The sequence below is a fragment of the Kitasatospora sp. NPDC101183 genome (assembly GCF_044767945.1).
In the GTDB taxonomy this organism is placed as follows: Bacteria; Actinomycetota; Actinomycetes; order Streptomycetales; family Streptomycetaceae; genus Kitasatospora.
Genome location: NZ_JBIWOW010000009.1, coordinates 106681 through 132239, shown reverse-complemented (window position 1 = coordinate 132239; position 25559 = coordinate 106681). Strand labels below are relative to the sequence as shown.

Annotated in this window: 28 protein-coding genes, 1 tRNA gene and 1 pseudogene; 20 read left to right on the top strand and 10 right to left on the bottom strand. The window is 73.8% G+C overall.

Annotation, left to right across the window (positions count from 1 at the left end; genetic code table 11):
• The first annotated feature begins 149 nt into the window (after positions 1 to 149).
• The 13 genes from ACIRRS_RS14865 (at position 150) to ACIRRS_RS14805 (ending at position 10365) form a co-directional block, all read left to right on the top strand.
• Positions 150 to 446: a hypothetical protein gene (locus ACIRRS_RS14865; protein WP_402970051.1), complete on the top strand. Its 297-nt coding sequence runs from the start codon at positions 150 to 152 to the stop codon at positions 444 to 446.
• Between the two features lie 118 nt (positions 447 to 564).
• A complete protein-coding gene (locus ACIRRS_RS14860; RefSeq protein WP_402970048.1) occupies positions 565 to 1050 on the top strand; it encodes a single-stranded DNA-binding protein in 486 nt (161 codons plus the stop codon).
• A gap of 113 nt (positions 1051 to 1163) precedes the next feature.
• A complete protein-coding gene (locus ACIRRS_RS14855) occupies positions 1164 to 1745 on the top strand; it encodes a hypothetical protein (RefSeq protein WP_402970045.1) in 582 nt (193 codons plus the stop codon).
• Positions 1742 to 2095: a hypothetical protein gene (locus ACIRRS_RS14850; RefSeq protein ID WP_402970042.1), complete on the top strand. Its 354-nt coding sequence runs from the start codon at positions 1742 to 1744 to the stop codon at positions 2093 to 2095. The genes ACIRRS_RS14855 and ACIRRS_RS14850 overlap by 4 nt, the downstream gene beginning before the upstream one ends.
• A complete protein-coding gene (locus ACIRRS_RS14845; protein WP_402970039.1) occupies positions 2086 to 3657 on the top strand; it encodes a DNA cytosine methyltransferase in 1572 nt (523 codons plus the stop codon). The genes ACIRRS_RS14850 and ACIRRS_RS14845 overlap by 10 nt, the downstream gene beginning before the upstream one ends.
• On the top strand, positions 3654 to 4493 hold the full coding sequence (locus ACIRRS_RS14840; RefSeq protein WP_402970036.1) for a phosphoadenosine phosphosulfate reductase: 840 nt from the start codon (positions 3654 to 3656) through the stop codon (positions 4491 to 4493). The genes ACIRRS_RS14845 and ACIRRS_RS14840 overlap by 4 nt, the downstream gene beginning before the upstream one ends.
• Complete coding sequence (locus ACIRRS_RS14835) at positions 4490 to 4846, top strand: hypothetical protein (RefSeq protein WP_402970034.1); 357 nt, start codon at positions 4490 to 4492, stop codon at positions 4844 to 4846. Before ACIRRS_RS14840 ends, ACIRRS_RS14835 begins: the two co-directional genes overlap by 4 nt.
• A 22-nt stretch (positions 4847 to 4868) precedes the next feature.
• Complete coding sequence (locus ACIRRS_RS14830; RefSeq protein WP_402970031.1) at positions 4869 to 5564, top strand: hypothetical protein; 696 nt, start codon at positions 4869 to 4871, stop codon at positions 5562 to 5564.
• An 11-nt stretch (positions 5565 to 5575) separates the two neighbouring features.
• Positions 5576 to 6325, top strand: coding sequence for a hypothetical protein (locus ACIRRS_RS14825; protein ID WP_402970028.1), 750 nt, complete (start codon positions 5576 to 5578; stop codon positions 6323 to 6325).
• An 88-nt stretch (positions 6326 to 6413) separates the two neighbouring features.
• The gene (locus ACIRRS_RS14820; RefSeq protein ID WP_402970025.1) at positions 6414 to 7328 is read left to right on the top strand and encodes a bifunctional DNA primase/polymerase; all 915 of its coding nucleotides are present in this window, start codon (positions 6414 to 6416) and stop codon (positions 7326 to 7328) included.
• A 160-nt stretch (positions 7329 to 7488) separates the two neighbouring features.
• Positions 7489 to 8607, top strand: a complete 1119-nt coding sequence (locus ACIRRS_RS14815) for an AAA family ATPase (protein ID WP_402970023.1) — start codon at positions 7489 to 7491, stop codon at positions 8605 to 8607.
• Between the two features lie 137 nt (positions 8608 to 8744).
• Complete coding sequence (locus ACIRRS_RS14810; protein ID WP_402970020.1) at positions 8745 to 8933, top strand: helix-turn-helix transcriptional regulator; 189 nt, start codon at positions 8745 to 8747, stop codon at positions 8931 to 8933.
• Positions 8934 to 8994: 61 nt separating this feature from the next.
• On the top strand, positions 8995 to 10365 hold the full coding sequence (locus ACIRRS_RS14805; RefSeq protein WP_402970017.1) for a tyrosine-type recombinase/integrase: 1371 nt from the start codon (positions 8995 to 8997) through the stop codon (positions 10363 to 10365).
• A gap of 172 nt (positions 10366 to 10537) precedes the next feature.
• Here the strand turns inward: ACIRRS_RS14805 and ACIRRS_RS14800 are convergent.
• A tRNA-Tyr gene (locus ACIRRS_RS14800) sits at positions 10538 to 10618 on the bottom strand.
• 217 nt (positions 10619 to 10835) lie between these two features.
• Between ACIRRS_RS14800 and ACIRRS_RS14795 the strand changes: the two genes are divergently transcribed.
• Positions 10836 to 11324, top strand: a complete 489-nt coding sequence (locus ACIRRS_RS14795; RefSeq protein ID WP_402970014.1) for a YajQ family cyclic di-GMP-binding protein — start codon at positions 10836 to 10838, stop codon at positions 11322 to 11324.
• Between the two features lie 82 nt (positions 11325 to 11406).
• Here ACIRRS_RS14795 and ACIRRS_RS14790 read toward each other — a convergent pair whose 3' ends face one another.
• The 3 genes from ACIRRS_RS14790 to ACIRRS_RS14780 all read right to left on the bottom strand — a co-directional run bounded on the left by ACIRRS_RS14790 (position 11407) and on the right by ACIRRS_RS14780 (position 13016).
• Complete coding sequence (locus tag ACIRRS_RS14790) at positions 11407 to 11763, bottom strand: hypothetical protein (RefSeq protein WP_402970011.1); 357 nt, start codon at positions 11761 to 11763, stop codon at positions 11407 to 11409.
• Positions 11764 to 11870: 107 nt separating this feature from the next.
• Positions 11871 to 12290, bottom strand: a complete 420-nt coding sequence (locus tag ACIRRS_RS14785) for a hypothetical protein (protein ID WP_402970008.1) — start codon at positions 12288 to 12290, stop codon at positions 11871 to 11873.
• 42 nt (positions 12291 to 12332) lie between these two features.
• Positions 12333 to 13016: an ArsR/SmtB family transcription factor gene (locus tag ACIRRS_RS14780; protein WP_402970005.1), complete on the bottom strand. Its 684-nt coding sequence runs from the start codon at positions 13014 to 13016 to the stop codon at positions 12333 to 12335.
• A 174-nt stretch (positions 13017 to 13190) separates the two neighbouring features.
• Between ACIRRS_RS14780 and ACIRRS_RS14775 the strand changes: the two genes are divergently transcribed.
• The 4 genes from ACIRRS_RS14775 (at position 13191) to mug (ending at position 17467) form a co-directional block, all read left to right on the top strand.
• Positions 13191 to 14453, top strand: a complete 1263-nt coding sequence (locus ACIRRS_RS14775; protein ID WP_402970002.1) for an MFS transporter — start codon at positions 13191 to 13193, stop codon at positions 14451 to 14453.
• A gap of 74 nt (positions 14454 to 14527) precedes the next feature.
• Complete coding sequence (locus ACIRRS_RS14770) at positions 14528 to 15646, top strand: M24 family metallopeptidase (protein ID WP_402969999.1); 1119 nt, start codon at positions 14528 to 14530, stop codon at positions 15644 to 15646.
• Between the two features lie 124 nt (positions 15647 to 15770).
• Positions 15771 to 16862 carry a phosphatase PAP2 family protein gene (locus tag ACIRRS_RS14765; protein WP_402969996.1) on the top strand — a complete coding sequence of 364 codons (1092 nt, stop codon included), beginning with the start codon at positions 15771 to 15773 and terminating at the stop codon, positions 16860 to 16862.
• Positions 16859 to 17467 (top strand): G/U mismatch-specific DNA glycosylase, encoded by a 609-nt coding sequence (mug, locus tag ACIRRS_RS14760; RefSeq protein WP_402969993.1) that lies wholly within the window; start codon positions 16859 to 16861, stop codon positions 17465 to 17467. The genes ACIRRS_RS14765 and mug overlap by 4 nt, the downstream gene beginning before the upstream one ends.
• On the opposite strand, the pseudogene ACIRRS_RS14755 reads toward mug, so the two are convergent.
• A pseudogene (locus ACIRRS_RS14755) lies at positions 17410 to 18285 on the bottom strand (sigma-70 family RNA polymerase sigma factor); the annotation flags it as partial. The gene mug and the pseudogene ACIRRS_RS14755 overlap by 58 nt on opposite strands.
• A 74-nt stretch (positions 18286 to 18359) precedes the next feature.
• Here ACIRRS_RS14755 and ACIRRS_RS14750 point away from each other — a divergent pair.
• Entirely contained in the window at positions 18360 to 19058 is a 699-nt protein-coding gene (locus tag ACIRRS_RS14750; protein ID WP_402969991.1) for an FMN-dependent NADH-azoreductase, read from the top strand.
• A 14-nt stretch (positions 19059 to 19072) separates the two neighbouring features.
• Here ACIRRS_RS14750 and ACIRRS_RS14745 read toward each other — a convergent pair whose 3' ends face one another.
• The 3 genes from ACIRRS_RS14745 to ACIRRS_RS14735 all read right to left on the bottom strand — a co-directional run bounded on the left by ACIRRS_RS14745 (position 19073) and on the right by ACIRRS_RS14735 (position 21453).
• Positions 19073 to 20029: a M48 family metalloprotease gene (locus ACIRRS_RS14745; RefSeq protein ID WP_402969988.1), complete on the bottom strand. Its 957-nt coding sequence runs from the start codon at positions 20027 to 20029 to the stop codon at positions 19073 to 19075.
• A gap of 5 nt (positions 20030 to 20034) precedes the next feature.
• Positions 20035 to 20460 carry a BlaI/MecI/CopY family transcriptional regulator gene (locus tag ACIRRS_RS14740; RefSeq protein WP_402969985.1) on the bottom strand — a complete coding sequence of 142 codons (426 nt, stop codon included), beginning with the start codon at positions 20458 to 20460 and terminating at the stop codon, positions 20035 to 20037.
• A gap of 84 nt (positions 20461 to 20544) precedes the next feature.
• A complete protein-coding gene (locus ACIRRS_RS14735; protein WP_402969983.1) occupies positions 20545 to 21453 on the bottom strand; it encodes a DMT family transporter in 909 nt (302 codons plus the stop codon).
• Between ACIRRS_RS14735 and ACIRRS_RS14730 the strand changes: the two genes are divergently transcribed.
• Positions 21452 to 22906 (top strand): PLP-dependent aminotransferase family protein, encoded by a 1455-nt coding sequence (locus tag ACIRRS_RS14730; protein ID WP_402969980.1) that lies wholly within the window; start codon positions 21452 to 21454, stop codon positions 22904 to 22906. The two genes, ACIRRS_RS14735 and ACIRRS_RS14730, sit on opposite strands and share 2 nt — an antisense overlap.
• Before the next feature lie 11 nt (positions 22907 to 22917).
• On the opposite strand, the gene htpX is transcribed toward ACIRRS_RS14730, so the two are convergent.
• Together htpX and ACIRRS_RS14720 are read right to left on the bottom strand one after the other, a co-directional pair.
• On the bottom strand, positions 22918 to 23781 hold the full coding sequence (htpX, locus tag ACIRRS_RS14725; RefSeq protein ID WP_402969977.1) for a zinc metalloprotease HtpX: 864 nt from the start codon (positions 23779 to 23781) through the stop codon (positions 22918 to 22920).
• A gap of 154 nt (positions 23782 to 23935) precedes the next feature.
• Entirely contained in the window at positions 23936 to 25495 is a 1560-nt protein-coding gene (locus ACIRRS_RS14720; RefSeq protein ID WP_402970468.1) for an NADH-quinone oxidoreductase subunit N, read from the bottom strand.
• Positions 25496 to 25559: the final 64 nt, after the last annotated feature.

The following is a 25559-nucleotide window of genomic DNA, read 5'->3' as shown; positions in this document are numbered from 1 at the left end:
CCCACCTGGTGGCGCTCCCTGCGCGAGACCGAGCACCTGCGCCGCACCGCCCACATCGCCACCGGCCTCACCGTCCCCACCCACGACCACCACGTCCTGGTCCTGCTCAACATCCCGGCCGTCCGCGACGAGGACCAGAAAGGACCGCCGTGTACGACGACTACGACCACCCGACCCGCGAGGAGGAGAAGGCCGCCGAGATCGCCCACGACATCGCTGACGAGCAGCGCCACGCCGAGGAGGAAGCGGCCAACCCCCTCCCCGGCCACATCGAGATGTGCGAAGGCTGCCGAGGCAGCGGCGGCGGCTACGAGGACGAGGCGTGGGACGACGAGGCTCAGGACTACGTCCCCATCGACTACGAGCACTGCCCCGAGTGCGGGGGCTGCGGCTACTACGACTGCGACGGCACCTGCGAGTTCGCCCAGAACCCCGACGGGCTCTGACCGGCCTGTGCCGACCGCCGTGCCGCCCGGACCCGCGCCGCAGCCGGCGGCCGGGGCCCGGACGGTGCGGGGGACGGGCAGACCCGATCCCGACGCACCGATGCCCTGGGAGGCACCCGTGTCCGTGGGAGAAACCCCGATCACCGTCGTCGGCAACCTCACCGACGACCCCGAACTCCGCTTCACGCCCGGCGGCGCGGCGATGGCCCGCTTCACCGTCGCCTCCACCCCCCGTACCTACGACAAGGCCACCGGCCAGTGGCGCGACGGCACCGCGCTGTTCCTGCGCGCCACCGCCTGGCGCGAGACGGCCGAGCACGCCGCCGAGTCCCTGACCCGTGGCATGCGCGTCGTGGTCACCGGCCGCCTCGTCCAGCACAACTGGAAGACCAAGGAGGGCGAGAACCGCTCCATGCTCGGCCTCGACGTCGACGAGGTCGGCCCCAGCCTGCGCTTCGCCACCGCCAAGGTCACCAAGACCCAGCGCACCGGCGGCGCACCGGCCGCCCAGCAGGACGACCCGTGGACTACCGCCGCCCCGGCCGCGCCCGCCGCCGAGCAGGGCGGCGCCCCGACCGGCTACACCGAAGAGCCGCCGTTCTGACCGGACCGGCCCCGCACAGCACAAAGCCCCGCAGCAACCGTCGAATCCTGGCAGAAGAGCCGGTTGCCGCGGGGCCCGCCCGATCCCGTTCCCAGAGACCAGAGGACCCCAGCATGCCCCAGTTCACCCTCGGCACGCTCGCCGTCGTCGACGACAAGTACGACCGTGAGTACGCCTCCGACGGCGGCTCCCGCTACGGCGCCTACCTCGCCCGCAAGGCCCGCCTGCTGCACGAGGACGGACAGCCGCTGACCGCCGCCGAGTTCGCCCGCGCCGCCTGGCAGATCGCCACCAGCCCCGTCATGTCCCCCGGCTACGTGCGCGTCCGCCCCGACCTGCACGCCGTCACCGTCGTCCCCGCCGAGGACAACGAGGTGGCCCTGCGCATCGAGGTGCCCCTGCGCCACCACGCCCTCGCCCACCGGCCCGACCACCGCCTCGGCGACTGGCAGCCCGACCCGTGGAGCAACGACGACGACTTCCGGCGCCTCATCGAGCCCTACACGGACAAGGCCCTGCTCCTGGCCACCGCCACCCTGCTCCTGCCCGTGCCCGACCACCTGCTGATCGAACCCGGCAGCGCCGAGCCCGGCCGGATCATGACGATCGAGGCCAAGTCGGTGGTCCAGGAACTGACCGTCTGGGCCAACGCCCACGCCCACCTCGTCAACGACCTGACCGAGGGCGTCCGGTGACCGCGCTGCTGCGCGTGGTCGGCCCCGACCGGGCCACCGCCCACGTCATCCAACTCGCCCAGCAGATCCGCAAGTTGGACCGCCTGGGCCCGGAGGTCGCGCTGCGGCTGGCCCGCGAGCGCGTCGAGGCGGGCGACCCGCTCGCCCTCGCCGCCCCCGGCCAGATCTGGACGCTTCGCGAGGACGTCGACGAGGACGACGCCCCGGCGTGCGCGCTCGGCATCCTCGCCCGCACCGCCCAGCCCCCCGCCCTGCTCGCCCAGGACGAGCACGGCACCGTCGAGGCCCTGCCCCTCGACGTCCTCGCCCTGTTCCACCTCACCGACTGGACGGAGGAATCGTGGGCCTGACCTACATCGACTTCTTCTGCGGCGCCGGCGGCAGCAGCACCGGCGCCGCCGCCGTCCCCGGCGTCACCCCAGTCCTCGCCGCGAACCACTGGGACAAGGCCATCGCCTCCCACGCCGCGAACTTCCCCGCCGCCGACCACTTCCTCGGCGACCTCCACGACGCCGACGTCGCCACCTTCCCCGCCGCCGACCTGTTCTGGGCCTCCCCCGAGTGCCCGAAATGGTCCAACGCCCGAGGCGTGCGGCGGGACTTCGACCGCCAGCCCGACCTGTTCGGCGAGACCCTCCCCGACGCGGCCACCGACCGCTCCCGCGCCCTCATGTGGGACGTCCCCCGCTACCTGGAGGCCATGGCCGCACGCGGCAAGCCCGTCCTCGCCGGCGTCATCGAGAACGTCGTCGACGTGCGCGCCTGGGACCTCTGGTCGGCCTTCAACCAGGAGGTCCGCCAGGTCGGCCCCGGCTACCGCACCCGCCTGATCGCCCTCAACTCCATGCACGCCCGCCCGTCGACGATCGCCGTCGCCCCGCAGTCCCGCGACCGCCTCTACCTCGCCTACTGGCGCGCCGACTTGGGCCGCGACCCCGACTGGGACAAGTGGCTGCGCCCGCTCACCTGGTGCGGGGGCTGCGACCGGGCGGTGCGGGCGGTACAGGCGTTCAAGCGGCCCGGCGCGGACATGGGCCGCTACCGCCAGCAGTACGTCTACCGCTGCCCGCACGTCACCTGCCGCAACGCCGTCGTCGAACCCCCCGTCGTCCCGGCCGCCAGCATCATCGACTGGTCGCTGACCGGCCGCCGGATCGGCGACGGCAAGCCCGGACGGAAGTTCACGCCCTACGCGGCGGCGACCCGCGAGCGCATCCGCGCCGGCATCCGCAAGTACGGCGCCCCGCTTCTCGCCCCGGCCGGCGGCACCTGGCGCACCGAGGCGACCCCGGTCACCGTCCCCGCGCCGACCCGCACCACCCGCGAGAACGACGGCCTGGCCGTCCCGCCGCTGCTCGTGCCCACCGAGGGCCGCGACGGCAAGGCCGCCGGGCAGGTCGGGGAACCGATGCGCACCCAGACCGCCCGCAACGAAACCGGACTTGCCTGGCTGCCGTTCATCGCCGAACTGCGCGGCGGCGGCTCCGACGCCCGCCCGGTCCTGGACGCGCTCGCCACCGTCACCGCCTCCGGCAACCACCACGGCCTGAGCCTGCCGCCCGCCTCCGGCGCGGTCGACTGGTCGGCGCTGCTGACGCCGTACTACGGCAACGGCACCGCCCGCCCCGTCGGCGAACCGGTCGGCACCCTGACCACCCGCGACCGCTACGGCCTCGCCGCGGGCGGCCGCCACGGCGGGACGGACGTGGACGAGGTGCTGTTCCGGATGCTGGAGCCGCACGAGATCGGCGCCGCCATGGCCTTCGCCCCCGACTACGTGGTCATCGGCAACAAGCGGGAGAAGGTCCGCCAGTTCGGCAACGCCGTGACCTCCAACGTCGCCGAACTCCTCGTCTCCGCCCTGGTCGAGGCCATCACCGGCCACGACCTCGAACCCGGAGGCCGAGCGTGACCGCGCCGACCACCCCGGCCCCGGGGCCGCTGAGGTCGTTCTCGTTCGGCGGCGGCGTCCAGTCGATGGCCGCCCTGGTCCTCGCCGCACAGGGCCGCATCGACTACCGCACGTTCCTGTTCTCCAACGTCGGCGACGACTCCGAGAACCCGGCCACCATCACCTACGTCGACACCGTCGCCCGGCCGTACGCCGCCCGACACGGCATCGAGCTGACGACCCTTGAGCGGGTCATGGTCCGATCGAAGGAGACCCGCACCCTCTACGGAGAGCTGACCCGCGAGGGATCGAAGTCCCTGAAAATCCCGGTGCGGATGTCCAACGGGGCCCCGGGCACCCGCTCCTGCACCGCCGACTACAAGATCAAGGTGATCGGCCGGGAACTCAAGCGGCGCGGAGCCACCGCCGAGAACCCGGCGACAGTCGGCATCGGCATCAGCGTCGACGAGATCACCCGCGCCAACAACCGCCGCTGCGAGGCGCACGAGGTCATCGACTACCCGCTGCTGACCCTCGGCCTGCGCCGCACGGACTGCATGCGCGTCATCCGCGACGCGGGACTGCCGGTGCCGCCCAAGTCGTCGTGCTGGTTCTGCCCGTTCAAGCGCCCGGAGAGCTGGCACGAGATGCGCCGCGCCGAACCGGACCTCTTCGAGAAGGCATGCCGGCTCGAAGAACTGCTCAACCGCCGCAGGGACGAACTCGGCAAGGACCACGTCTTCCTCACCCGGTTCGCCCGCCCCCTGCGCCACGCGATCCCGGACGGCGTCGACCCGCTCTTCAGCCTCGACGACCTCGACGGCGGGCTGTGCGACTCCGGGTGGTGCATGACGTGAACGAGCGCACCGCGCCGCTCGGCGACCAGCAGGGCCTGTGGCAGGCCGTCCTCGCGGCCGCTGCCGGCCGCTGCCAGTGCCGGGGCACCTGCGGCAAAAACCACGACAAGGACGGCGGGCGCTGCCCCGCCGTCCACGGCGGCTACGGCCACCGCCACGGCACCGGCCCCATCCGCCTCCTCGCCGCCCCCGCCGACCCGACCAGCCTGCTCCTGCCCGCGCACCAGGCCGCCGCCCTGCCCAAACGCGCGCTCGCCGCCTGGTGCCCGGCCTGCCTCGACGCCACCACCCGCGCCGTCCGCAAGGCCCGCCAGGTGGCGGCGCCGCCCGCCGAACCCGACGCCCTGTTCTGACCCGCCCGGAAGGAAGACCCGGATGTCCGTCACGCTCACCGACCTGCCGCGCATCGTCCGCCAGCTCACCCCGCACATCAGCACCGCCGACACCCTGCCGTCCCTGTGCGGCATCTACCTGGAAGCCGACGGCACCCACCTGTACGCCGCCGCCACCGACCGCTACACCTTCGCCCTCACCCGCCGCGAGACCGCCGAAACCGAGCCGTGGACGGCCCTCGTCACCCGCCCCGACCTCACCGCCCTGCGCGCCCTCTTCCCCACCCGCCGCCGCCCCGCCGACCTCACCCTCACCCACCACCGCGGCTGCACCCGCACCCCCGACGGCATGCTCACCATCGGCGACGGCACCCGCTCCCTGAGCCTGTCCGCCAACGCGGCCCTCGCCCGGAGCTTCCCCAAGTGGCGCCCCCTGTTCGCCACCGCCCTCGCCGCCGAACCCCACCAGGACACCGAGGCCCTGTACAACGCCGACTTCCTCGCCCGCTGGGCCAAGGCCGCCGACCGCCACCAGCCGCTCACCACCTGGTCCGCCGGACCCGGCAAGCCCCTGCTCATCGCCGCCGGCCCCGACTTCCTCGGCCTCCACATGCCCGTACGCGCCAGCGACCACAAGCCCGACGCCCCCGCCCGCCAGCGCCAGGACCGCGCCGCCCTGCGCACCGTCTGGGCCGACACCCTCGCCCCGGCCCCCACCCGCCGTCTCAAGGCCGCGTAGGAGACCCCGCCGTGCCGATCCGCACCCTCACCTTCCACATCGTCACCTGCGACATCTGCGGCGACGAGGACACCGACGACCGCGTCCTCCCCCTCTACGAGACCCCGCAGATCGCCGCCGACAACGCCCGCCAGTGCGGCTGGATCGTCACCACCGACCAGCACGTCATCTGCCCCGCCACCGACGACCACCACCGCGCCGCTATCGACGCCCTCATGCCGCCCTCATGCCGCCCGAACCCCCCATCGAGGTCGACGGACAGCTCCCCCTCGACCTCGACACCACCACCTGACCACCCGCCACCTCACCGCGCACCGAGGAGAACAGCCCCGATGACGAACGCCACGCCCGCCGAGAACATCCGCGCCTTCCTGGCGGCCAACCCGCTCATGGTCACCGTCCGCCGCCTGGCCACCTGCGAGGGCGACCACACGCTCACCGTCGCCGACCTGGTCACGCTCATGCACGCCAGCGCCACCAAGGCGCAGGAACGCGCCGTGACCGCCTTCCTGGACGCCCACGACGCGATCGGCGACGACTGCCCCGTCGTCAGCGCGCAGGGCGGCGCGCGGCTGCTGGCCGCCGATGTGCGGGAACTGCTCGCCGACCTCGACCCCGACCGGCTCGACGGCGACGACGTCATCGACGTCATCGACGTCGAGATCGAGTGGCCGGAGGGCGCCGAGGAGTTCCGCATCACCCGGCGCCGTCTCGGCGAACTGCTGGCCCTGGCCGAGCAGTACACCGAGATCGACGACTAGCCGGCCGTCCCCCGGGGCGGGCCCGTGACCGCCGTGCCACCAGCCCGCCCCCGTCACCCGTCACCCGCCTCGACCGGGAGGTCTCCCGATGCCCGCACCCGACTGGCACCTGGCCCTGAGCGCCGCACTGTTCGCCGCCGCACGCGGCCTGCACGTCTTCCCGCTTGCCCGCAGCAAGCGGCCCGCCGTCCCCAGCCCCCACCCCGACGACCCGCACTGCAAGGGCGCCTGCGGACACCTCGGCCACGGCGTCCACGACGCCACCACCGACCCCGACAAGCTCCGCGAGCTGTTCGAGGCCGCCCCGTGGGCCACCGCCTACGGCATCGCCTGCGGCCGGGGCCCGCACCACCTCATCGGCCTCGACCTCGACGTCAAGCACGGCGCCGACGGCCCCGACAACCTGCGGGCCCTCGCCGCCCACCACGGCTTCCGGATCCCGCCGACCCCGACCGTGGCCACCCCGTCGGGCGGACGGCACCTGTGGCTCACCGCCCCGCCCGACGCCCGGATCACCAACTCCGCCGGCACCCTCGCCCCCGGCATCGACGTACGTGGCACCGCCGGATACCTCGTCGGCCCCGGCTCCCGCACCGCCGCCGGCCTCTACGCCTTCGCCCCGGGCACCGACCCCGCCCTCACCGCACCCGCTCCCCCTGCCCTGCTCGCCCTCCTCACCACCCCACCCGCGCCCGTGACGCCCGTGCCGGACAGCGACACCCTGCGTCGCGGAATCCGGGTGCAGAGCGCCTACGTGCGGGCCGTCCTCGACGGCGAGGACGCCAAGGTCCGCGCGCAGAAGCAGCCCGGCCGCAAGAAGCGGCTGTTCGCCTCCGCCGCCCGCCTCGGCCAGCTCATCGCCACCGGCACCGTCCCCGAACCCCTCGCCCACGACGTCCTGACGGCCGCCGGCCTCGCCTGCGGACTGACCGACACCGTGTGCGAGCGCACCATCCGGCGCGGCTTCGACCGCGGCACCGGAACCACACCGCACGCCACCTGACCGACTCCCGTGCCGTGCGGGGGCGGAAAAGCGCTTTTCCGCCCCCACACCAACAGGGCCCCACCCATCTACCCGCCAACCACCCCACCGACCGGAAAGGGACACGCGTGGCACGCTCCCCCCTCCGACCCACACCGGCCACCACCCGCCGGAGCCCCGCGTGACCCGACCCGCCGACCCCCGCGACACACCCCCCACCCCCCGGCTGCGGATCGTCGGCAACGACGACGAAGCACCCTGGCCCGACGAACCCGCCCCACACAGCGACCCCTGGATTGCCCCCGGCCCCACACCCCAACCCGCCCCGGCCGGGCCGTCCACGGCCCCGCCCAGACCCCGCACGGTATGGACGGCGGCCGACCTCATGGCCGCCGACTTCCCCGAACCCCGCTGGGCCGTCCCCGGATTCTTCGCCGAAGGCGTCAGCCTCCTCGCCGGACCACCCAAAGTCGGCAAGTCCTGGCTCTCCCTCGGCCTCGGCCTCGACGTCGCCGCCGGCCGCCCCGCCTTCGGCAGCGTCAAGGTCGAACCCGGCCCCGTCCTCTACCTCGCCCTCGAAGACACCCCGCGCCGGCTCAAGACCCGCATGGGCAAACTCCTCGCCGGACGCGACGCCCCCAAGGCCCTCACCCTCGTCACCGAGTTCCCGCCCCTGCCCCAAGGCGGCGCCGACGCCCTCGACCGCTGGCTCACCCAGAACCCCGGCGCCCGCCTCATCGTCGTCGACGTCTTCGCCAAGGTCCGAGGCCACTCCGCACCCGGCGTGGCCGCCTACGACGCCGACTACGCCGCCATCGGCCACATCAAGCAGGTCGCCGACCGGCACTCCGTCGCGACGATCCTCGTCCACCACGTCCGCAAGATGGGCTCCGACGACTTCCTCGCCGAAGTCTCCGGCACCAACGGCCTCGCCGGCGCCGCCGACGCCACCCTCGTCCTCAAACGCTCACGCGGCAAAGCCGACGGCGTCCTCCACATCACCGGACGAGACGTCGACGAAGACGAACACGCCCTCGAATTCCAACCCGACACCGGCAACTGGCTCCTCCTCGACGGCCCCGCCAGCGACCACACCATCGGCGACACCCGCTCCAAAATCCTCACCCACCTCCGTACTCACCCAGACAGCAAGCCCATGGACATCGCCGCCGCCGTCGGCGTCGACGTCGAGCTGACCCGCCGGACCTGCTCCCGGATGGCCAAGGACGGACAACTCCATCGGTCACCCGGCGGCGCGTACGCCGTGCCGGTCTCACCGGACACCCTGCCCACCCCCTGATCTGTCCGGCCTGTCCGGCTGTCCCGCCACATCGTCTGAGCAGCGAAAACAGGCCGGACAGCCAACCGGACACCCCGTCGCCAACTGTCCTGTTCCCACCACCCAACAGCCAGAGAACTGAATCGAGGAGCCAGATCATGGCCGAGCCCGCGACGCTCAAACTCTCCGACGTGCTCCGGGAACTGGGCATGTCCCGTCCGGCCTTCTACCGGATGCGCACCCGGGGTTACGGCCCCCGGCTGATCAAGCTGCCGAACGGTCAGCTCCGGTGCCGCAGGGCCGACTTGGACGCGTGGCTGACCTCTTTGGAGGAGACCGCCGCCTGATGTCGCTTCCCGGGCCCCGGCGATCGCCGGGGCCCGTCCACCTCTCGTGAGGAGATCTCAGTTGCCCAAGCCCACGTTCAAGGTCCGGATCTGGTCCATCCGGGAGAACCAGCGTTCCGGCCCCAACACGTTCGAGCTGCGGTGGAAGGTCGGCAATGAGCCGTTCTCGGCCACCTTCAAGACCAGGACGCTCGCGGACGGCGAGCGGTCGAAGCTGGTGACCGCCGTCAACGCCGGGGAGCCGTTCGACGAGATCACGGGCCTGCCGATGTCGGTGGTGCGCGCCCGGGACGACGTGAGCTGGTACGTCCACGCCCGTGACTACGTCGAGATGAAGTGGCCGGACTCCCCGGGGAGCACCCGGACGACGCACGCGGACATGCTGGCCGTCGCTACGCCGCAGTTGGTGAAGTCCAGGGTTGGCATGCCGCCCGCGCGGGAGCTGCGGAAGGCCCTCTATAGCTGGGCCTTCAACATGAACCGCTGGACGGAGGAACCGCCGGAGAACGTTCGGAAGGCCCTGGAGTGGGTCGAGCGCCAGTCCCTGCCGATGAGCCAGCTCGACGACCCCATGGTGATCCGCAGGGTCCTCACGGCTTTCGGCAAGAACCTCGACGGCTCGAAGGCCGCGCCGTCGAGCGTGGTCCGCAAGAAGAACATCTTCCACAACGTCCTCGGGTACGCCGTCGAGTCCCGTCGTCTCCCCCATAACCCCCTCAAGCTGGTTCAGTGGTCCGCTCCCAGCACCACCGAGGAGGTCGACCCGGCGGTCGTGGCCAACCCCCGGCAGCTCCGGGAGCTGCTGGCCGCCGTTCGTGGCCAGGGAGCCCGGGGCCAGCACCTCGAAGCGTTCTTCGGCGGCCTCTACCACGCGGGCATGCGGCCGGCCGAAGCCGTCTTCCTGCGCGACGCCAACTGCTCCCTCCCGCCCGGCGGAGCGTGGGGCATGCTGACCCTCAGCAGGACCCGACCGCGGGTCGGCAGCTCCTGGACGGACAGCGGCAAGCCCCACGATGACCGGGGACTCAAGTGGAGGCCCGAGAAGGACACTCGGCCCGTCCCCATCCCCCCGGTCTACGTGAAGATGCTCCGCGACCACATCGCCACGCACGGCTTGGCGCCGGACGGTCGACTGTTCCGCACCTCTCGCGGTGGCATGGTGCAGGAGAGCGGTTACGGCGTCGTCTGGCAACGGGCCCGTGAACAGGCCCTCACGTCCGAGCAGACCACTTCGCCGCTCGCCAAACGCCCGTATGACCTACGGCATGCGGGGATCTCTCTGTGGCTGAGGTCCGGCGTGGACCCGGCGGAGTGCGCCCGGCGCGCGGGGCACAGCATCGCGGTGCTGCTGCGGGTCTACGCGAAGTGCCTCGACGGTGCGATGGAGGCGGCGAACCAGCGGATCGCCGAGGGCCTGACCGAGTGGGACTGACCGTGGGATGGGCTTGGACCCGTCCCACGGATATCCCACACGCGCTGGTCAGGGGGCGAGACAGGGTGAGACAACCTGGTCATTTCGACCAATGTTCGATCTTCCCTGGGATGCTCAAAGCAAAGAGCCCGTGACCTGCGTTTCCGCAGGTCACGGGCTCTTTTCCATCCTGTGGCTGGTGCAGGGTTCGAACCTGCGTAGCTTACGCGGCAGATTTACAGTCTGCTCCCTTTGGCCGCTCGGGCAACCAGCCAGGGTTGGTGTCTTGCAGGGTGTTCGCCCCGTTCGACTTGGTAAACCATACCCGATGCCGGGGGGTGGTTCGCCACTCGATTGGTGGGGTGGGGGTCGGGGTGTGGGGTGCGGTCGTCGCAGGCGGGGGCGGGGTGGCGCTGGATAGGCTGTGGCGGCGGACGTCCGGTGGGGCGGGCCGTGTCAGTGAAGCCAGAGCATCAAGGAGACCAACACCCATGGCCGACTCCAGTTTCGACATCGTCTCGAAGGTCGAGTGGCAGGAGGTCGACAACGCGATCAACCAGACCTCCCGTGAGATCGCCACCCGGTTCGACTTCAAGGGCGTGGGCGGCGAGATCAGCCGGTCGGGCGAGAAGATCGAGATGAAGGCCAACGGCGAGGAGCGGGTCCGGGCGATCCTGGACGTGCTGCAGACCAAGTTCGTGAAGCGCGGCCTGTCGCTGAAGGCTCTGGACGCCGCGGAGCCGCAGCTCTCCGGCAAGGAGTACAAGATCTTCGCGGACATCAAGGAGGGCATCACGACGGAGGATGCCAAGAAGGTCGCGAAGATCATCCGTGACGAGGGCCCGAAGGGCGTCAAGGCCCAGGTCCAGGGCGACGAGCTGCGCGTCAGCTCCAAGAGCCGTGACGACCTCCAGGCCGTGCAGGCGCTGCTCAAGGGCAAGGACCTGGACTTCGCCATCCAGTACGTGAACTACCGCTGACGGCGCTCGCCCCTGCGACGGCAGCGGCCCCGTTCCCCGGGGGAGTCCGGGGGACGGGGCCGCTGCCGTGTCGGAGGGCGGGTCAGCCGACGGTGGGGGGCTTGGGCAGGGTCGGCACGGTGGGGACCTGGACCGGGAGTTGGCCGAGGATGCCCTGCAGGGTGGTCTGGAGGGTGGTCTGGAGGGTGGCGAGGAGCTGCTGGACCGCGCCGAGGTCGGGGGTCGTGGTGGCGATCGTCGAGACCAGGCCGGTGACCAGCTTGTTGATGTCGTCGAGGGACGGCGCCGAGGGCACCGCGACGGAGGGCACCGACGGCACGGCCGGGGTGGAGACGGTGGAGGCGGTGGAACGGTCGGTGGTGGTGGCGGACGCCGTGGCGACCGGGGTCAGCGCGAGCGCTGCTGCGGTCAGCACGACGGCCATCCGGGTGGAACGCATGGGTACTGCTTCCTCTCACTGTGTTTCAGGCGTGTTCGCCTGATTCACAACCGTGGGGCCGTCGCCCGGACGCAGCCACCGCACGTACGCCGAACGGTGGCGCCCGCTCAGCCGGTGCCCACGCGGCCGGCCCCCGCCCAGGCGGTGAGGCCGGCGAGGGCGGACTCCCCCTCGCGGCCCGGCTCGACGCGGGCGCCGAGCAGGCGCAGGGCCCGGGCGATCGGGGTGGAGGGGCCGCCGTCGGGGAGGATCCGGCCGTCGGACCAGACGACGGCGCTGCGGGCGTCGCCCCCGACGTACGCGACGCGGGCGATCGGGCCCGCCTTGGACCAGGCGGCGAGCCGGAGTTCGAAGCCGCCCGCGAGCCGGCCGACGGCCTCGCCGTGGAGGGCGGTGAGGACGGCGGGGGTCAGCGGGATCAGGGCGAGGCCCTGCGCCAGCGGGACGACCCGGGCGGCCGGGACCTCGGCGGCCGCCACCCTCAGCAGCTCCAACGTTCCCATCAGCGCCTGGAGTTCGTAGGACATGCCGGACATCGTCGCCCACGGCACCGACAGCCGCGAACGGGTTTACGAATCCGTGCCCGGCCGGAGACCGTAGAGCAGGGCGAAGGCCGTGACCTCGACGGCGTCCTCCGCCTCGCTCGGGCCTTCGCGGTTCAACTCGTCGAAGATGTCGCCGAGTTGGTTCCGCAGCCGGATCAGCCGCTCCGGGGAGAGGCGCAGCGGGACGTCCGCGAACAGGGCGGGGGTGCCCTCGGAGCCGTCGCGCGGGCGGCTGAAGTCGAGCCGCCCCTCGGCGATCCGGGCGCGGAACTCGTCGCGGACGCGGTCCATGCCGGCGAGCATCGCGTCGTACGCGTCGCCGCGGGCCGGGGAGTCCTCGCTGAACACGTCGGAGGCGAGGCGGATGGAGCGCTGGGCGAGGCTGTAGCGGCTCTCGACGATGCCGGAGACGAGGCGGGTGCCGGCGACCAGGATCAGCCCGGCCTTCTCCAGCTGCTTGATGTGCCGGTAGAGCTTGGTCTGGGGTTCGCCGAGCGCGGCGGCCAGTTCCTTGACGGTGAGCGGGCCGCCGTCGGCCCGGCGCAGCGCGTCGAGGATGGCCAGGCGCAGCGGGTCGGCCAGTGCCTTGAGCACGGCGACGTCAGTGACGTCCCGCTGGTCCACCCAGCCCTCGGGCTGCCCGGCGACACCGGGGGCACCAGGGGCCCCGTCGGCCCCGCCCACGGGCTCACGTTCGTCCTCGACCACGGGCCAACCCTCCCAGATCGGACACACCGATCGCAATGACGTCCGGATGAGCGATCACGTCGAGATGAGCGATCACGCCCAGATGAGCAATCACCCTTGCGCAATCAATCATACAGACGCCATCATTCATCGAAGCGTGAATGGTGTTGGCAAACGCAAACGACGGGGTGGACCATGAACGAGCACACGACGGTGACGGAGCAGCAACCCCAGGCCGCCCCCGTCCCCCTGCGCCGCAACCTGCGGTTCCAGGCCCTGTGGATCGGCCAGGCCTCCGCCACCCTCGGCATGATGGTCGGCGAGACCGCCTTCCCCCTGCTGGTCCTCGCGCTCACCGACTCCCCCTCCGCCGCCGGGTCCTTCGGCGCCGTGCAGATGACCGTCGCCCTGCTGCTGAGCGTCCACGGCGGCCTGGTCGCCGACCGCCGCGACCGCCGTACGGTCCTGATCGTCACCGACCTCGCCCGGCTGACGGCCCTCGCCAGCGTCCCCGTGGCCCTGTGGCTCGACCGGCTCACCCTCGTCCACCTGCTGCTCGTCGCCGCCGCCGTCGGCGCGACCACCGCCTACGGCGGCCCGATCCGGCTGCTCGCCCTGCGCTCGGTCGTCCCGCCGGAGCAGATGCGCCAGGCCCTGGCCCAGGACGAGGCCCGGATGAGCGGGGCCGCGCTGGCCGGGCCGCCGCTGGCCGGGTTCCTGTTCGGGCTGGGCCACGCGGTGCCCTTCCTCGGCGCCGCGCTCGCCACCGCCCTCTCCGCCACCTCCGCCGCCGTGGTCCGCTTCCCGAGCCCGCCCGCCCGGGGGGCGAAGGCCTCCGGCGGCGCCCTGGCCGGGTTCCGCGTCATCGCCGCCTCCCCGCTGCTGCGGGTGGCCCTGGGCGTCCTGCTCCTGATCAACCTGTGCGGCGCCGCGCTGCTGCTGCCCGTCATCGTGATGCTGCGCGAGCAGGGCACCGGCAGCGCCGGGATCGGCCTGACGCTGGCCGGGGAGGCCGTCGGCGCGCTCGCCGGGACGACCCTGGTCGCCCGGCTGCACCGGGCGGCCGGCCCGGGCGGGCTGCTGCTCACCGTCGCCTGGATCTCGGCGCTGGCCTCGCTGGCGCCGCTGCTGCCCGGCGGGACGTTCACCGTCTTCGCCGCCCTGTTCGTGGTCGGCGCGGGCACCCCGGCGCTGCGGGTGATGCTCGACCTGCTGGTCTTCCGCCAGGTGCCGGACGAGCTGCGCGGCCGGGTGATCGCCGCGACCGTGGCGCTGCTGACCGCCGGCATGCCCGCCGGGTCCTTCGCCAGCGGCCTGCTGCTCGACCGCTTCTCCCCCGCCGCCACGCTGGTCGTGGTCACCGCCCTGTTCACCGCCGCCCTGCTGCCCGTGACCTTCAACCGCACCCTCCACCGCGCCGCCTGGCCCGCCACCGACCCGGCCACCGCCCGGGGCTGAACCGCCGCCCGCCCCGGCCCGGCTGTGATGGAGTGCCGGGGAGGACCACGCGCCCCGACCGAGGAGGAAGACCAGTGCCCCGCCCCTTCACCACCGAGGACTACACCGCCCGGCTGGACCGGGCGACCGCCGAGGCCACCGCCGCCGGACTGGCCGGGCTCGTCGTCGCCCCCGGCCCGGACCTCGCCTACCTGTGCGGCTACACCCCCACCGCCGTCACCGAGCGCCTCACCGCCCTCGTCCTCACCGCCGGACGCCAACCCGCCCTGGTCGTCCCGAAGTTGGAGCGCCCCGACGCCGAGAAGGCCGTCGGCGCCCCGGCCCTGCGCCTGCTCGACTGGACGGACGGCGAGGACCAGTACGCGGCCGCCGCCCCGCTGCTCGACCCGGCCGGGCGCTACGGCGTCTCCGACAACGCCTGGGCCATGCACCTGCTCGGCCTCCAGGCCGCCCTGCCCGGCATCGGCTTCACCTCCCTCACCGAGACCCTCCCGATGCTGCGCGCCGTCAAGGACACCGAGGAGCTGGAGCGCCTGGCCGCCGCCGGGGGCGCGGCCGACGCCGCCTACCGGCGCATCCTGGACGTCGAGTTCGCGGGCCGCCGGGAGACGGACGTGGCCGCCGACCTCGGCGCCCTGCTCATCCAGTACGGGCACAGCCAGGTCGACTTCACCGTCGTCGGCTCCGGCCCCAACGGCGCCGACCCGCACCACGAGGCCGACGAGCGGGTCATCCGTCCGGGCGACACCGTGGTGCTCGACTTCGGCGGCCTCAAGGACGGCTACGGCTCCGACACCACCCGTACGGTCCACGTCGGCCCGGAGGTCCCGGCCGAGGTGCAGCGGGTGCACGACGTCGTCCGCCTGGCCCAGCAGACCGCCTTCGAGGCCGTCCGACCCGGCGTCAGCTGCCAGGAGATCGACCGGATCGCCCGACGCGTCATCACCGAGGCCGGCTACGGCGAGTACTTCATCCACCGCACCGGCCACGGCATCGGCCTCACCACCCACGAGCCGCCGTACCTGGTCGAGGGCGAGGAGCGGCCCCTCGTCCCCGGCATGTGCTTCTCGATCGAGCCCGGGATCTACCTGCCCGGCCGCTTCGGCGTCCGGATCGAGGACATCGTCACCGTCACCGCGACCGGTGGGCGCCGCCTCAACAACACCCCGCACGAGCTGGCCGTCGTGTCCTGAGCCCCCCGATGCACCGGATGCGCCCGATTCGGGACCTTCGCCCTTGGCCCGTTCAGGGGTTTCTTACGAACCGGTCATGCTTCACCCAGAGTCCTCCAAGTTTGCGTTGCTAGTTTCCCCGAGCATGACCAAGCTGCTCGGCCCGGCCCCGCCCGCCCCGGTGAGGGCCGGGCGACTGCAACCCGTGACCCGGATCCGCCGGCCCCGCACCGGCCTGTCGAGACTGCGCCTGCTCGCCTGGCCGGCGTACCTGGCGGCCTTCTTCTGGTTCCTCAGCCGCCAGGGCCTGCCCTCCGCCAACGACGTGCTGTTCCTCTGGCTGATCGGCGCCCTGCTCACCGCCGCCGTGCACAGCGGCCACCGCGCCCGCGGCTTCCTGCTGGTGCTGCGCGACTGGGTGCCGGTGATGGCCGTCGTCTGGGCGTACTCGCTGCTGCGCGGCTACGGCGCGCACACCCCCTGGGCCCCGCACTGGCTGCCGCAGCTGCGCGCGGACGAGTGGCTCGGCTTCGGTGAGACCTGGACGGTACGGCTGCAGCACGCGCTCTGGACCCCCGGCTCGCCGCACTGGTACGACTACGCGGCCGTCACCGTCTACCTGTCGCACTTCTTCGTCGTCTTCGTCCTGCTCGCCGTCCTGTGGCGCCGCGCCCACCACCGCTTCCGCCAACTCCTCGCCTGCTACCTGACGTTGACCTTCGCCGGCTTCGCCACCTACCTGCTCTACCCGGCCGACCCGCCGTGGCTCGTCGCCCAGGAGGGCAACATGCCGCACCTGACCCGGGTGGTCTGGGAGACCATCTCGATCAGCGGGCTCCCGCAGGCCGACTCCCTGCTGGAGAACGGCAGCCAGTTCGCCAACGACGTCGCCGCGATGCCCTCGCTGCACTCCGCCTACCCGGCGATGCTGCTGTTCTTCTTCTGGCCGACGGCCCGCCCCTGGCTGCGGGCCCTGCTGGTCGCCTATCCGCTCGCGATGACCTTCACCCTGGTGTACGGCGCCGAGCACTTCATCGTGGACGTCTTCGTCGGCTGGGCGTACGCGGCCGTGGTCGTCTTCGGCCTGCGGTGGCTGCGAAACCGGCGCACCCGGCGCACCCGGCACACCCTGAGCGACGAGCACACCCGGCGCGCCCGGAGCACCCGACGCGCCGACAGCACGGAGCACACCCTCCGTACGGAACCGCGCGACGCGACGGCAGACTTGGCCGGGTGAAACCGACCCCCGAACAGTTGCAGGCCGCCCAGGACACCACCATCGCGGACGTCACCGGCCCGGGCCTGAAGGTGCTGTTCTGCGGCATCAACCCGGGCCTGTGGTCCGGCGCCACCGGCCACCACTTCGCCCGCCCCGGCAACCGCTTCTGGCCCGCCCTGCACCGCTCGGGCTTCACCCCGCGCCTCTTCCGCCCGGACGAGCAGGGCGAGCTGCCCGCCCTCGGCCTCGGCATCACCAACGTCGCCCCGCGCACCACCGCCAAGGCGGACGAGCTCACCGCCGAGGAGCTGCGCGAGGGCGGCGCCGCGCTCACCGCCCGGGTCCTGCGGCTGCGCCCGCGCGTGCTGGCCGTGCTCGGCATCGGCGCGTACCGGACGGCCTTCGGCAAGCGCAAGGCCGTCGTCGGGCGCCAGCCGGAGGGCATCGGCGACACCGAGGTGTGGGTGCTGCCCAACCCCAGCGGGCTCAACGCCCACTACACGCTGGACGCGCTGGCCGAGGAGTTCCGGGTGCTGAGGGAGGCCGTCGAGGGCAGCACCGCCGGCTCCAGCGCCGCCAGCTCCAGCGCCGCCAGCCGGGCCGGGTCCGCGACCACCTCGTAGCCCGCCACCAGGCCGTCCTCGACCGCCACCCGCAGCACCAGCCGCAGCCGCCCTCCCGGGGCGATCAGCAGGCCGGGCAGCCCGTCCACCAGCGCCACCGCGCCGTACCGGGCCCGGCGGCCGAAGACCGTCGTCTCCCGGGCGACGGCCTGCGCGCCGCGCGCCACCGCCGAGCGGCCCGGCGGCAGGGCGGCCGGATCGGCCCGGCGCACCACGTCCGGCGCGAGGACGGCCAGCAGCTCGGCGAGGTCCCCGCCCCGGGCGGCCGCGAGGAAGGCCTCCACCACCCGCCGGTGCCCGGCCAGCGGCCCGGGCGGCAGCGCGGCGGTGCCCCGCACCCGCTGCCGGGCGCGGCTGGCCAGCTTCTTGGCGGCCGCCGGGGTGCGGTCCACGATCGGCGCGATCTGCTCGAAGGGCACCGCGAAGCCGTCGTGCAGCACGAAGGCGACCCGCTCGGCCGGGCCCAGCCGGTCCAGCACCACCAACAGCGCCCGGCCGACGGACTCGACCAGCAGGGCCTCCTGCTCCGGGTCCTCGCCGTCCCCGGTGGGCAGGGGCTCGTCGGTGGGCTCCTCCCGGCGGGCGGCGCGGGTGCGCAGCACGTCCAGGCAGATCCGGGAGACGACGGTGGTCAGCCACCCGGGCAGGTTGTCGATCTCCGCCGTGCCCGCGCGCTCCAGCCGCAGCCAGGCCTCCTGCACGGCGTCCTCGGCCTCGCCGGTGGAGCCGAGCATCCGCTGGGCGATCGCCCGCAGCCGACCGCGCTCCGCCTCGAAGCGTTCCACCGTCTCCGTACCGTCCCCGTCCATCGCGTCCATCGGTCACCTTTCCTCGGGCCCGTCCGTCACCACCATGACGTTCCGTCCTGCCCCGAGGTGACGAGGAGATCGCCATGACGTCCGCCCTGCCCACCACCCTGCTCCATCTGGACTCCAGCATCAGCCCGGACGGCTCGGTCAGCCGCACTCTGACCGCCCGCTTCGCCGCCGCCTGGCGCGCCCGGCACGGCGCCGCCGCCCGTACCGGCCACCTGGACCTGGCCGCCGAGCCCGTCCCGCCGCTGCGCTCCGCCTTCGACCTGCTCGGCCGCCGGACGGAGCGCAAGGGCGTGCTCACCCTGGACGAGATCGGCGACCTGACCGAGACCCCGGAGGAGGAGGCGGAGTGGGCGCTCTCCCGCCCGCTGATCGAGCAACTGCGGGCCGCCGACGTCCTGTTGATCGGCTCCCCGATGTACAACCTCACCATCCCCACCGGCCTCAAGGCGTGGATCGACCGCGTCTCCTTCCCCGGCGTGTACCGGGACGCGGCCACCGGCGAGGCGCTGCTGCGGAACACCCGGGTCGTCCTGGTCGCGGTGCGCGGCGGCGGCTACGGGCCGGGCACCCCGCTGGAGCACTGGGACTTCCAGGTCCCGTACCTGAAGGCGTACTTCGAGCGCTCCGGCGTCGCGCCGGAGAACCTGCACGTGGTCACGGCCGAGCTCACCCGCTCCGAGGACATCCCGGCGCTGCACGGCCTGCGGCACATCGCCGTCGAGTCCCTGGCGAGGGCCGAGGCGACGCTCGACGCGCTGGCGGCCTCGCTCTAGACCTCGCTCCAGGCCTAGAGGGGCGTCACGGCCTTCAGCACCACCAGCAGGGCCACGGCGGCGTTGAGCGCGCACAGCGCCGACGCCGCCGTACCGGCCGCCGCGACCATCGCCGCCAGGCCCGCCGGGGTCTTCGCCGGCGGCCAGTTGCGGGAGGTCGGCACCGGGCCCAGCAGCGCGGCGACCCGGCGCGGCACCGGCCCGGGAGTCGGCGCGGGCGCGGCGAAGGCCGCGAAGCCGGGCGCCGGGGCCGCGTGCGACACCAGGGCGGCCCGGGCGACGGCCCGCGCGGTGAGCCGGCGGTCCCCCACCGTCTGGGCCGAGTCCTCGTCCGCCCACCGCTCCGCGCTGTACGCCACCGCGTACTGCAACGGCCGCAGGAACGGGTTGACGCAGGCGGCGAGTTGGGTCGTCAGCAGGTACCGGTGGTGCCGGTGGCGCAGGTGCGCCCGCTCGTGGGCGAGCAGCGCCTCCCGCTCGTCCTCGGCCAGCCCGGCCAGCATCCCGGTGGAGACCACCACCCGCCCCGGCGACCCCGGCAGGGCGTACGCGTACGGGCTGCTGTCGGGCAGCACCGCGAGGTCCCCGGCCCCGGCGGGACCGGCCAGCAGCCCGGCCAGCGCCCGCCGGGCCCGGGAGCGCACCCGCAGGTGCCGCACGAGCGTACGGGTGCAGGCGGAGCCGACCAGGACGAGCAGCCACATCGCGGCCGTGCCGACGGTCTCGTGGTACGGCAGCGCGCGCCGCACCTCCGGGTCCGACCAGCTGTCCGGCAGCGGGTTGCCGGGGATCTGGGCGGTGCCCACCACGCCGATCAGGCCCAGGCAGAGCACGCTGCACACCGCCATCACCGCGCTGATCACCGTCAGCAGCCGGGCCGCGCCGCGCGGGTGCAGGTGCTGCTCGGTCAGCCGCGCGATCGGCACGGCCGTCAGCGGCAGGATGAGCGGGAGGAAGACGAAGAAGCCCACGCCGGTCAGCTCTCGGGGTCGGACGCTGCCGGCTCGGCGGAGGCGGAGTCGAGCAGCGCCCGGAGCAGGTCCTCGTCGTGCGGGAGCAGGGCGCTGACGAAGCTCGCCAGGACGGCGTCCCGGTCCGCCTCGCCGTCGAGCATCCGGCGCATCCGCAGCGCGGCCAGCCCGGCGGCGTCGGAGGAGGCCTGCCAGAGGTAGGAGCGGCCGGAGCGGGTGCGGGAGACGGCGCTCTTGGCGTGCAGGCGGGAGAGGATCGTCATCACCGTGGTGTAGGCGAGGTCGCCCTCCAGGCGCTCCTGCACCCAGCCCGCGGTGGCCGGGCCCGGCGCCCGTTGGAGCACCGCCAGGACCTGCGCCTCCAGCTCGCCCTGGCCACGCCGACGTGCGGGCGCGTCCCCGGCCGCCGGGGCGTGCCTCTCGTCTGCCATGACGGCCCACTCCCTCCGGATGCCGCCCCCGGACCGACCGGGCGCGCGTTCATCCTAGGCGGTACCTCGCCGGTCCGACTGCCCTCAGGACCGGGCCCGTTGGGTGGCCGCGATGCAGAGCAGCACCACCACCGCCGTCACCGGCGCCGCCGCCGGCAGCGTCTCGCCCAGCAGCAGCACCGACGCGACCAGCGTCAACAGCGGCTGTGCGAGCTGGAGTTGGCTCGCCCTCGGCACCCCGATCCCGGCCATCCCCCGGTACCAGAGCACGAAGCCGCCGAACTGGGAGACCGCCGCGACGTACGCCAGCCCGGCCAGCGCCTTCGCCCCCGGGTGCACGGGCTCCGTCGCCAGCCCCAGCGCCGCGACCGGCACCATCACCGGCAGCGCCGCCACCACCGCCCAGGCGATCACCCGCGCCCCCGGGATCTCCCGCGACAGCCGCCCGCCCTCCGCGTACCCGGCGGCGCAGACCAGCAGCCCGACGAACAGGTAGAGGTCGGCCAGGCCCGGGCGGCCGTGGCTCTGCAGCAGGGTGAAGACCAGGACGGCCCCCGCCCCCGCCAGCGCCGCCGCCCAGAACCCCCGGGACGGCCTGCGGCCCGTGCGCAGCGCCGCCACCACCGCCGTGGCCAGCGGCAGCACGCCGATCACCACCGCCGAGTGGGCCGAGGAGGAGATCCGCAGGGCCAGCGTCGTCAGCAGCGGGAAGCCCAGCACGCAGCCGGCCGAGACCGTCAGCAGTCCGGCGCGGTGCTCCCTCCTCGGGAGCGGGGCGCGGACGGCCGCCAGGTAGAGGGCGGCGAGCAGTCCGGCCAGGACGCCGCGCAGCCCGGTGGACGTCCAGGGGCCGAAGCCGGTCAGGGACCAGGCGGTGGCCGGGAAGCTGAGCGAGAAGAGGGCCACCCCGAGGGCCGCGAAGGCGAGGCCGGAGGTCGGTCGGGGCCGCGGTGCTATCGCCGCGGGGAGGGTAGCGCTATCTTGTGCCGTCATGAACGAGCGTAGCAGCGTGGCCGAACTCGCCGACATCCTGCGCCGCGAGGTGGAGCGCTATCCGGAGGGGCGCAAGCTGCCCGCGAGCCGGGCGCTGGTCGAACGCCACCAGGTCAGCCCCGTCACCGTCTCCCGGGCGATCGCGGTGCTCGTCGCCGAGGGGCTCGTCGTCTCCCGCCCGGGCGCCGGGGTCTTCCGGGCCGCGCCCTTCGCGGGCGGCTCCGCCCGCACCGCCGCTCCCCCGGCCCGCAGCGGCGACCTCTCCTGGCAGGAGGTCGCGCTCAGCACCGGCGCCGACCCCCGCGACCTGCTCGCCGCCCCCGTGTTCGCCACCCTCCGGGTCCCGCCGCCGGACGTCGTCGACCTCAACAGCGGCTACCCGCACGCCTCCCTGCTGCCCGAACGCCTCCTCGCCGCCGCCCTCGCCCGCGCCGGCCGCCGCCCCGGCGCCTGGGACCGGCCGCCCACCGACGGCCTGACGGAGCTGCGCGGCTGGTTCGCCCGCGACATCGGCGGGCACGGCGGGCCGGTCGGCACCGGGGACGTCCTGATCACCTCCGGCGGGCAGAGCGGCCTCACCGTCGCCCTGCGCTCCCTGGCCGCGCCCGGCTCCGCCGTCCTCGTGGAGTCGCCGACGTACGCGGGCATCCTCGCCGTGATCCGGGCCGCCGGGCTGCGGCCCGTACCCGTCCCCGTCGACGCGGACGGGGTCCGCACCGACCTGCTCGCCGACGCCTTCGACGCCACCCGGGCGCGGGTCTTCGTCTGCCAGCCGCTCTTCCAGAACCCCACCGGCGCGGTGCTCTCCGCCGAGCGGCGGGCACAGGTCCTCGGGATCGCCCGGGCCGCCGGGGCGTTCGTGATCGAGGACGACTTCGCCCGGCTGCTCGTCCACGCGGACGCCCCGCCGCTGCCCCGGCCGCTCGCCGCCGACGACCCGGACGGGGTCGTGGTGCACCTGCGCTCGCTCACCAAGGCCGCCTCCCCCAACCTGCGCGTCGGCGCCCTCACCGCGCGCGGCCCCGCGCTGGCCCGGCTGCGGGCCACGCAGGTGGTGGACAGCTTCTTCGTGCCCCGGCCGCTCCAGGAGGCGACGCTCGAACTCGTCGCCGACCCGGGCTGGGCCCGCCACCTGCGCACCCTCGGCACCGAACTGCGGGACCGCCGCACGGCGGCCCTCGCCGCCCTGCGCCGCGAACTGCCCGGGGTCGCCGTCTCGCACAGCCCCGGCGGGTACCACCTGTGGCTCCGCCTCCCGGACGGCACCGACGACGGCGCCCTCACGGTGGCGGCGCTGCGCACCGGCGTCCAGGTCTCCCCCGGCCGCCCGTACCACCCGGCCGAGCCCCCGGCGCCCCATCTGCGCCTCAGCTACGCCGCCGCCGAGAGCCCCGCCCAGGTCGTCGAGGGCGTCCACCGCCTGCGGCTCGCCCTCGACACCCTCGGGCCCTGACCCCGCAGGGCCTACCGGCCGTAGCCCGCCATCCGCTCCAGGCGGGCGATGCGCTCGCCCATCGGGGGGTGGGTGGAGAAGAGCCGGGCACCGGCCTCGCCCGGGCGGAAGGGGCTGGCGATCATCATGTGGCTCGCCGTCTGCAACTGCGGCTCCGGCGGGAGCGGCAGCTGGCGGGTGCCGGCGTCGAGCTTGCGCAGGGCACTGGCGAGGGCCAGCGGGTCGCCCGTGATGCGGGCGCCGTCGGCGTCGGCCTGGTACTCGCGGGAGCGGCTGACGGCCATCTGGATGAGCCCGGCGGCGATCGGCCCGAGGATCATGATGGCGAGCATCCCGAACAGGCCCGGCCCGTCGTCGTCCTCGTCCCGCCCGAACGGGATCAGCCAGGCGAAGTTCACCAGGAACATCACCACGGAGGCGAGCGCCCCGGCGACGGAGGAGATCAGGATGTCCCGGTTGTAGACGTGGCTCAGCTCGTGCCCGAGCACGCCGCGCAGCTCGCGCTCGTCCAGGATCCGCAGGATGCCCTCGGTGCAGCAGACCGCCGCGTTGCGCGGGTTGCGGCCGGTGGCGAAGGCGTTGGGGGCCGGGGTCGGGGAGATGTAGAGCCGGGGCATGGGCTGACGGGCCGAGGTGGAGAGCTCGCGCACGATGCGGTACAGCTGCGGCGCCTCGAACTCGCTGACCGGCCGCGCCCGCATGGCCCGCAGCGCGAGCTTGTCGCTGTTCCAGTAGGCGTAGGCGTTGGTGCCGAGGGCGACCACCAGGGCCACCACCAAGCCGGTCCGGCCGAAGAATCCGCCGATCACCAGGATCAGCGCGGAGAGGCCACCGAGCAGTACGGCGGTCCTCAGTCCGTTGTGCCGGCTGTGCACGTCAGGCCCTCCAATGGTGCCGGTGGGGAAGCCCTTTCCGCCTCGTCCCTCTTGACCGGACAACGGGCGGGATCAGCGGCCTTGTTCCCTTGTGACCGACGCGACACCGCCCCGGAGCCCCGGCCGGCACCCCGGTGGACCACCCGACGGCGGCTCAGAACAGCGAGCCGCCGGTCACCTGGAGGACCAGTTGGGGAGCCGCCGAGAGGACCACGGCGGCCGTGGCGGTGAGCCCCAGCGTGGCGGCCAGGCCGACCGGCAGCCGGCGCCGGCCGACCGCGTCGCCGACAGCCTCGCCGCTGCCCGGGCCCTGCGCCACCGGGGCGAACAGCCGGGCCGTCCAGAGGAGGTAGTAGGACAGCGCGACGACCACGTTGACGGCCATCACGACCGCCAGCCAGCCCAGCCCGGCGTCGACGGCCGCGCGGAAGACCACGACCTTGCCGAAGAGGCCGATCAGGCCCGGGGGCAGGCCGGCCAGGCAGAGCAGGAAGAAGGCGAGCGCCAGCGCCGTCCAGCGGCTGCGGGAGAACAGGCCCTTGAAGTCGTCCACGCTGACCCCGGCCCTGCGGCCGACGGCCGCGACCACCCCGAAGGCGCCGAGGTTCACCACGCCGTAGATCAGCGCGTACGCGGCGGTGGCGCCCAGCGGGTCGGTGCCGGTGGGCGCGTAGCCGGCGGCGGCGAGCGGCACCAGCAGGTACCCGGCCTGGCCGACGGAGGACCAGGCGAGCAGCCGCACCGCGCTGTAGCGGGTGTCGAAGCGCTGCCGCAGCGCGCCGACGTTGCCCACCGTCATGGTGGCCGCCGCGAGCACGGCCAGCGCCAGGCCCCAGGTGTGGGCGTACGGGCGGAAGGCGATCGTGGTGGCGAGCGCGAGGCCGGACAGGCCCGCCGCCTTCCCGACCACCGAGAGGTAGCCGGCCACGGGCAGCGGGGCGCCGGTGTAGGTGTCGGGCACCCAGAAGTGGAACGGGACGGCGGCGACCTTGAAGGCGAAGCCGACGAGGGTCAGGACCGCGCCCGCCTCGGCCAGCGTCCTCAGCTGGGCGGGGGCGTGCTCCAGGCCCTGGGCGACGGCGCCGAGGTGCAGGCTGCCGCTCGCCGCGTAGACGAAGCCGATGCCGAGCAGCATCACGGCCGTCGCGGTGACGGAGGAGACGAAGAACTTGAGCGCGGCCTCCGCGCCCCGGCCGTCGCGGCGCAGCGCGACCAGCGCGAAGGCGGGCAGCGAGGCGACCTCCAGGGCGACCACCATGGTGGCGAGGTCGCGGGAGGCGGGCAGCAGGGCGGCGCCGGTGGCGCTGGAGAGCAGCAGGAACCAGTACTCGCCGCGCGGCAGCTTCTCGTCCTCGACCGTGTGCATCGAGAGCAGCGCCGCGATCAGCGCGCCGCCGAGGGCGAGCAGCTGGAACACCAGGGCGAAGTGGTCGGCCACGTAGGAGCAGCCGCCGTTGTCGGACCCCCCTGCTACGTTCTGCACGCAGAAGGTCGCTCGGGGTGACTTTCCGGTGAGCGGGAGGAGTGCGATGAGGGCGAGGGCGAGCCCGGCCGCGGTGAGGCGGCCGAGCCACTTCTTGTGCCGGTCGGGCAGGAACAGGTCCGTGACCAGCACGGCGACGGCGGCCACGGCGGCGATCAGCGGCGGCGCGATCGCCACCCAGTCGACGGACTGGATCAGGCTGCCCGGGTTGGCTACGGCGAGGGAGGTCACAGTGTGCTGCCCCGTGGAGTGAGGTCCGAGTGCGGCGGTCTGGGCTGCGGTGTGGGCGGCGGCG

Coding starts and splice junctions, on each gene's coding strand:
- ACIRRS_RS14855 (WP_402970045.1), top strand. CDS start 1,164: ATGCCCCAGTTCACCCTCGGCACGCTCGCCGTCGTCGACGACAAGTAC.
- ACIRRS_RS14750 (WP_402969991.1), top strand. CDS start 18,360: ATGACGTCCGCCCTGCCCACCACCCTGCTCCATCTGGACTCCAGCATC.
- ACIRRS_RS14785 (WP_402970008.1), bottom strand. CDS start 12,290: ATGTCCTACGAACTCCAGGCGCTGATGGGAACGTTGGAGCTGCTGAGG.
- ACIRRS_RS14790 (WP_402970011.1), bottom strand. CDS start 11,763: ATGCGTTCCACCCGGATGGCCGTCGTGCTGACCGCAGCAGCGCTCGCG.
- ACIRRS_RS14765 (WP_402969996.1), top strand. CDS start 15,771: ATGACCAAGCTGCTCGGCCCGGCCCCGCCCGCCCCGGTGAGGGCCGGG.
- ACIRRS_RS14740 (WP_402969985.1), bottom strand. CDS start 20,460: ATGGCAGACGAGAGGCACGCCCCGGCGGCCGGGGACGCGCCCGCACGT.
- ACIRRS_RS14795 (WP_402970014.1), top strand. CDS start 10,836: ATGGCCGACTCCAGTTTCGACATCGTCTCGAAGGTCGAGTGGCAGGAG.
- ACIRRS_RS14820 (WP_402970025.1), top strand. CDS start 6,414: ATGCCCGCACCCGACTGGCACCTGGCCCTGAGCGCCGCACTGTTCGCC.
- ACIRRS_RS14830 (WP_402970031.1), top strand. CDS start 4,869: ATGTCCGTCACGCTCACCGACCTGCCGCGCATCGTCCGCCAGCTCACC.
- ACIRRS_RS14730 (WP_402969980.1), top strand. CDS start 21,452: ATGAACGAGCGTAGCAGCGTGGCCGAACTCGCCGACATCCTGCGCCGC.
- ACIRRS_RS14735 (WP_402969983.1), bottom strand. CDS start 21,453: ATGACGGCACAAGATAGCGCTACCCTCCCCGCGGCGATAGCACCGCGG.
- ACIRRS_RS14775 (WP_402970002.1), top strand. CDS start 13,191: ATGAACGAGCACACGACGGTGACGGAGCAGCAACCCCAGGCCGCCCCC.
- ACIRRS_RS14810 (WP_402970020.1), top strand. CDS start 8,745: ATGGCCGAGCCCGCGACGCTCAAACTCTCCGACGTGCTCCGGGAACTG.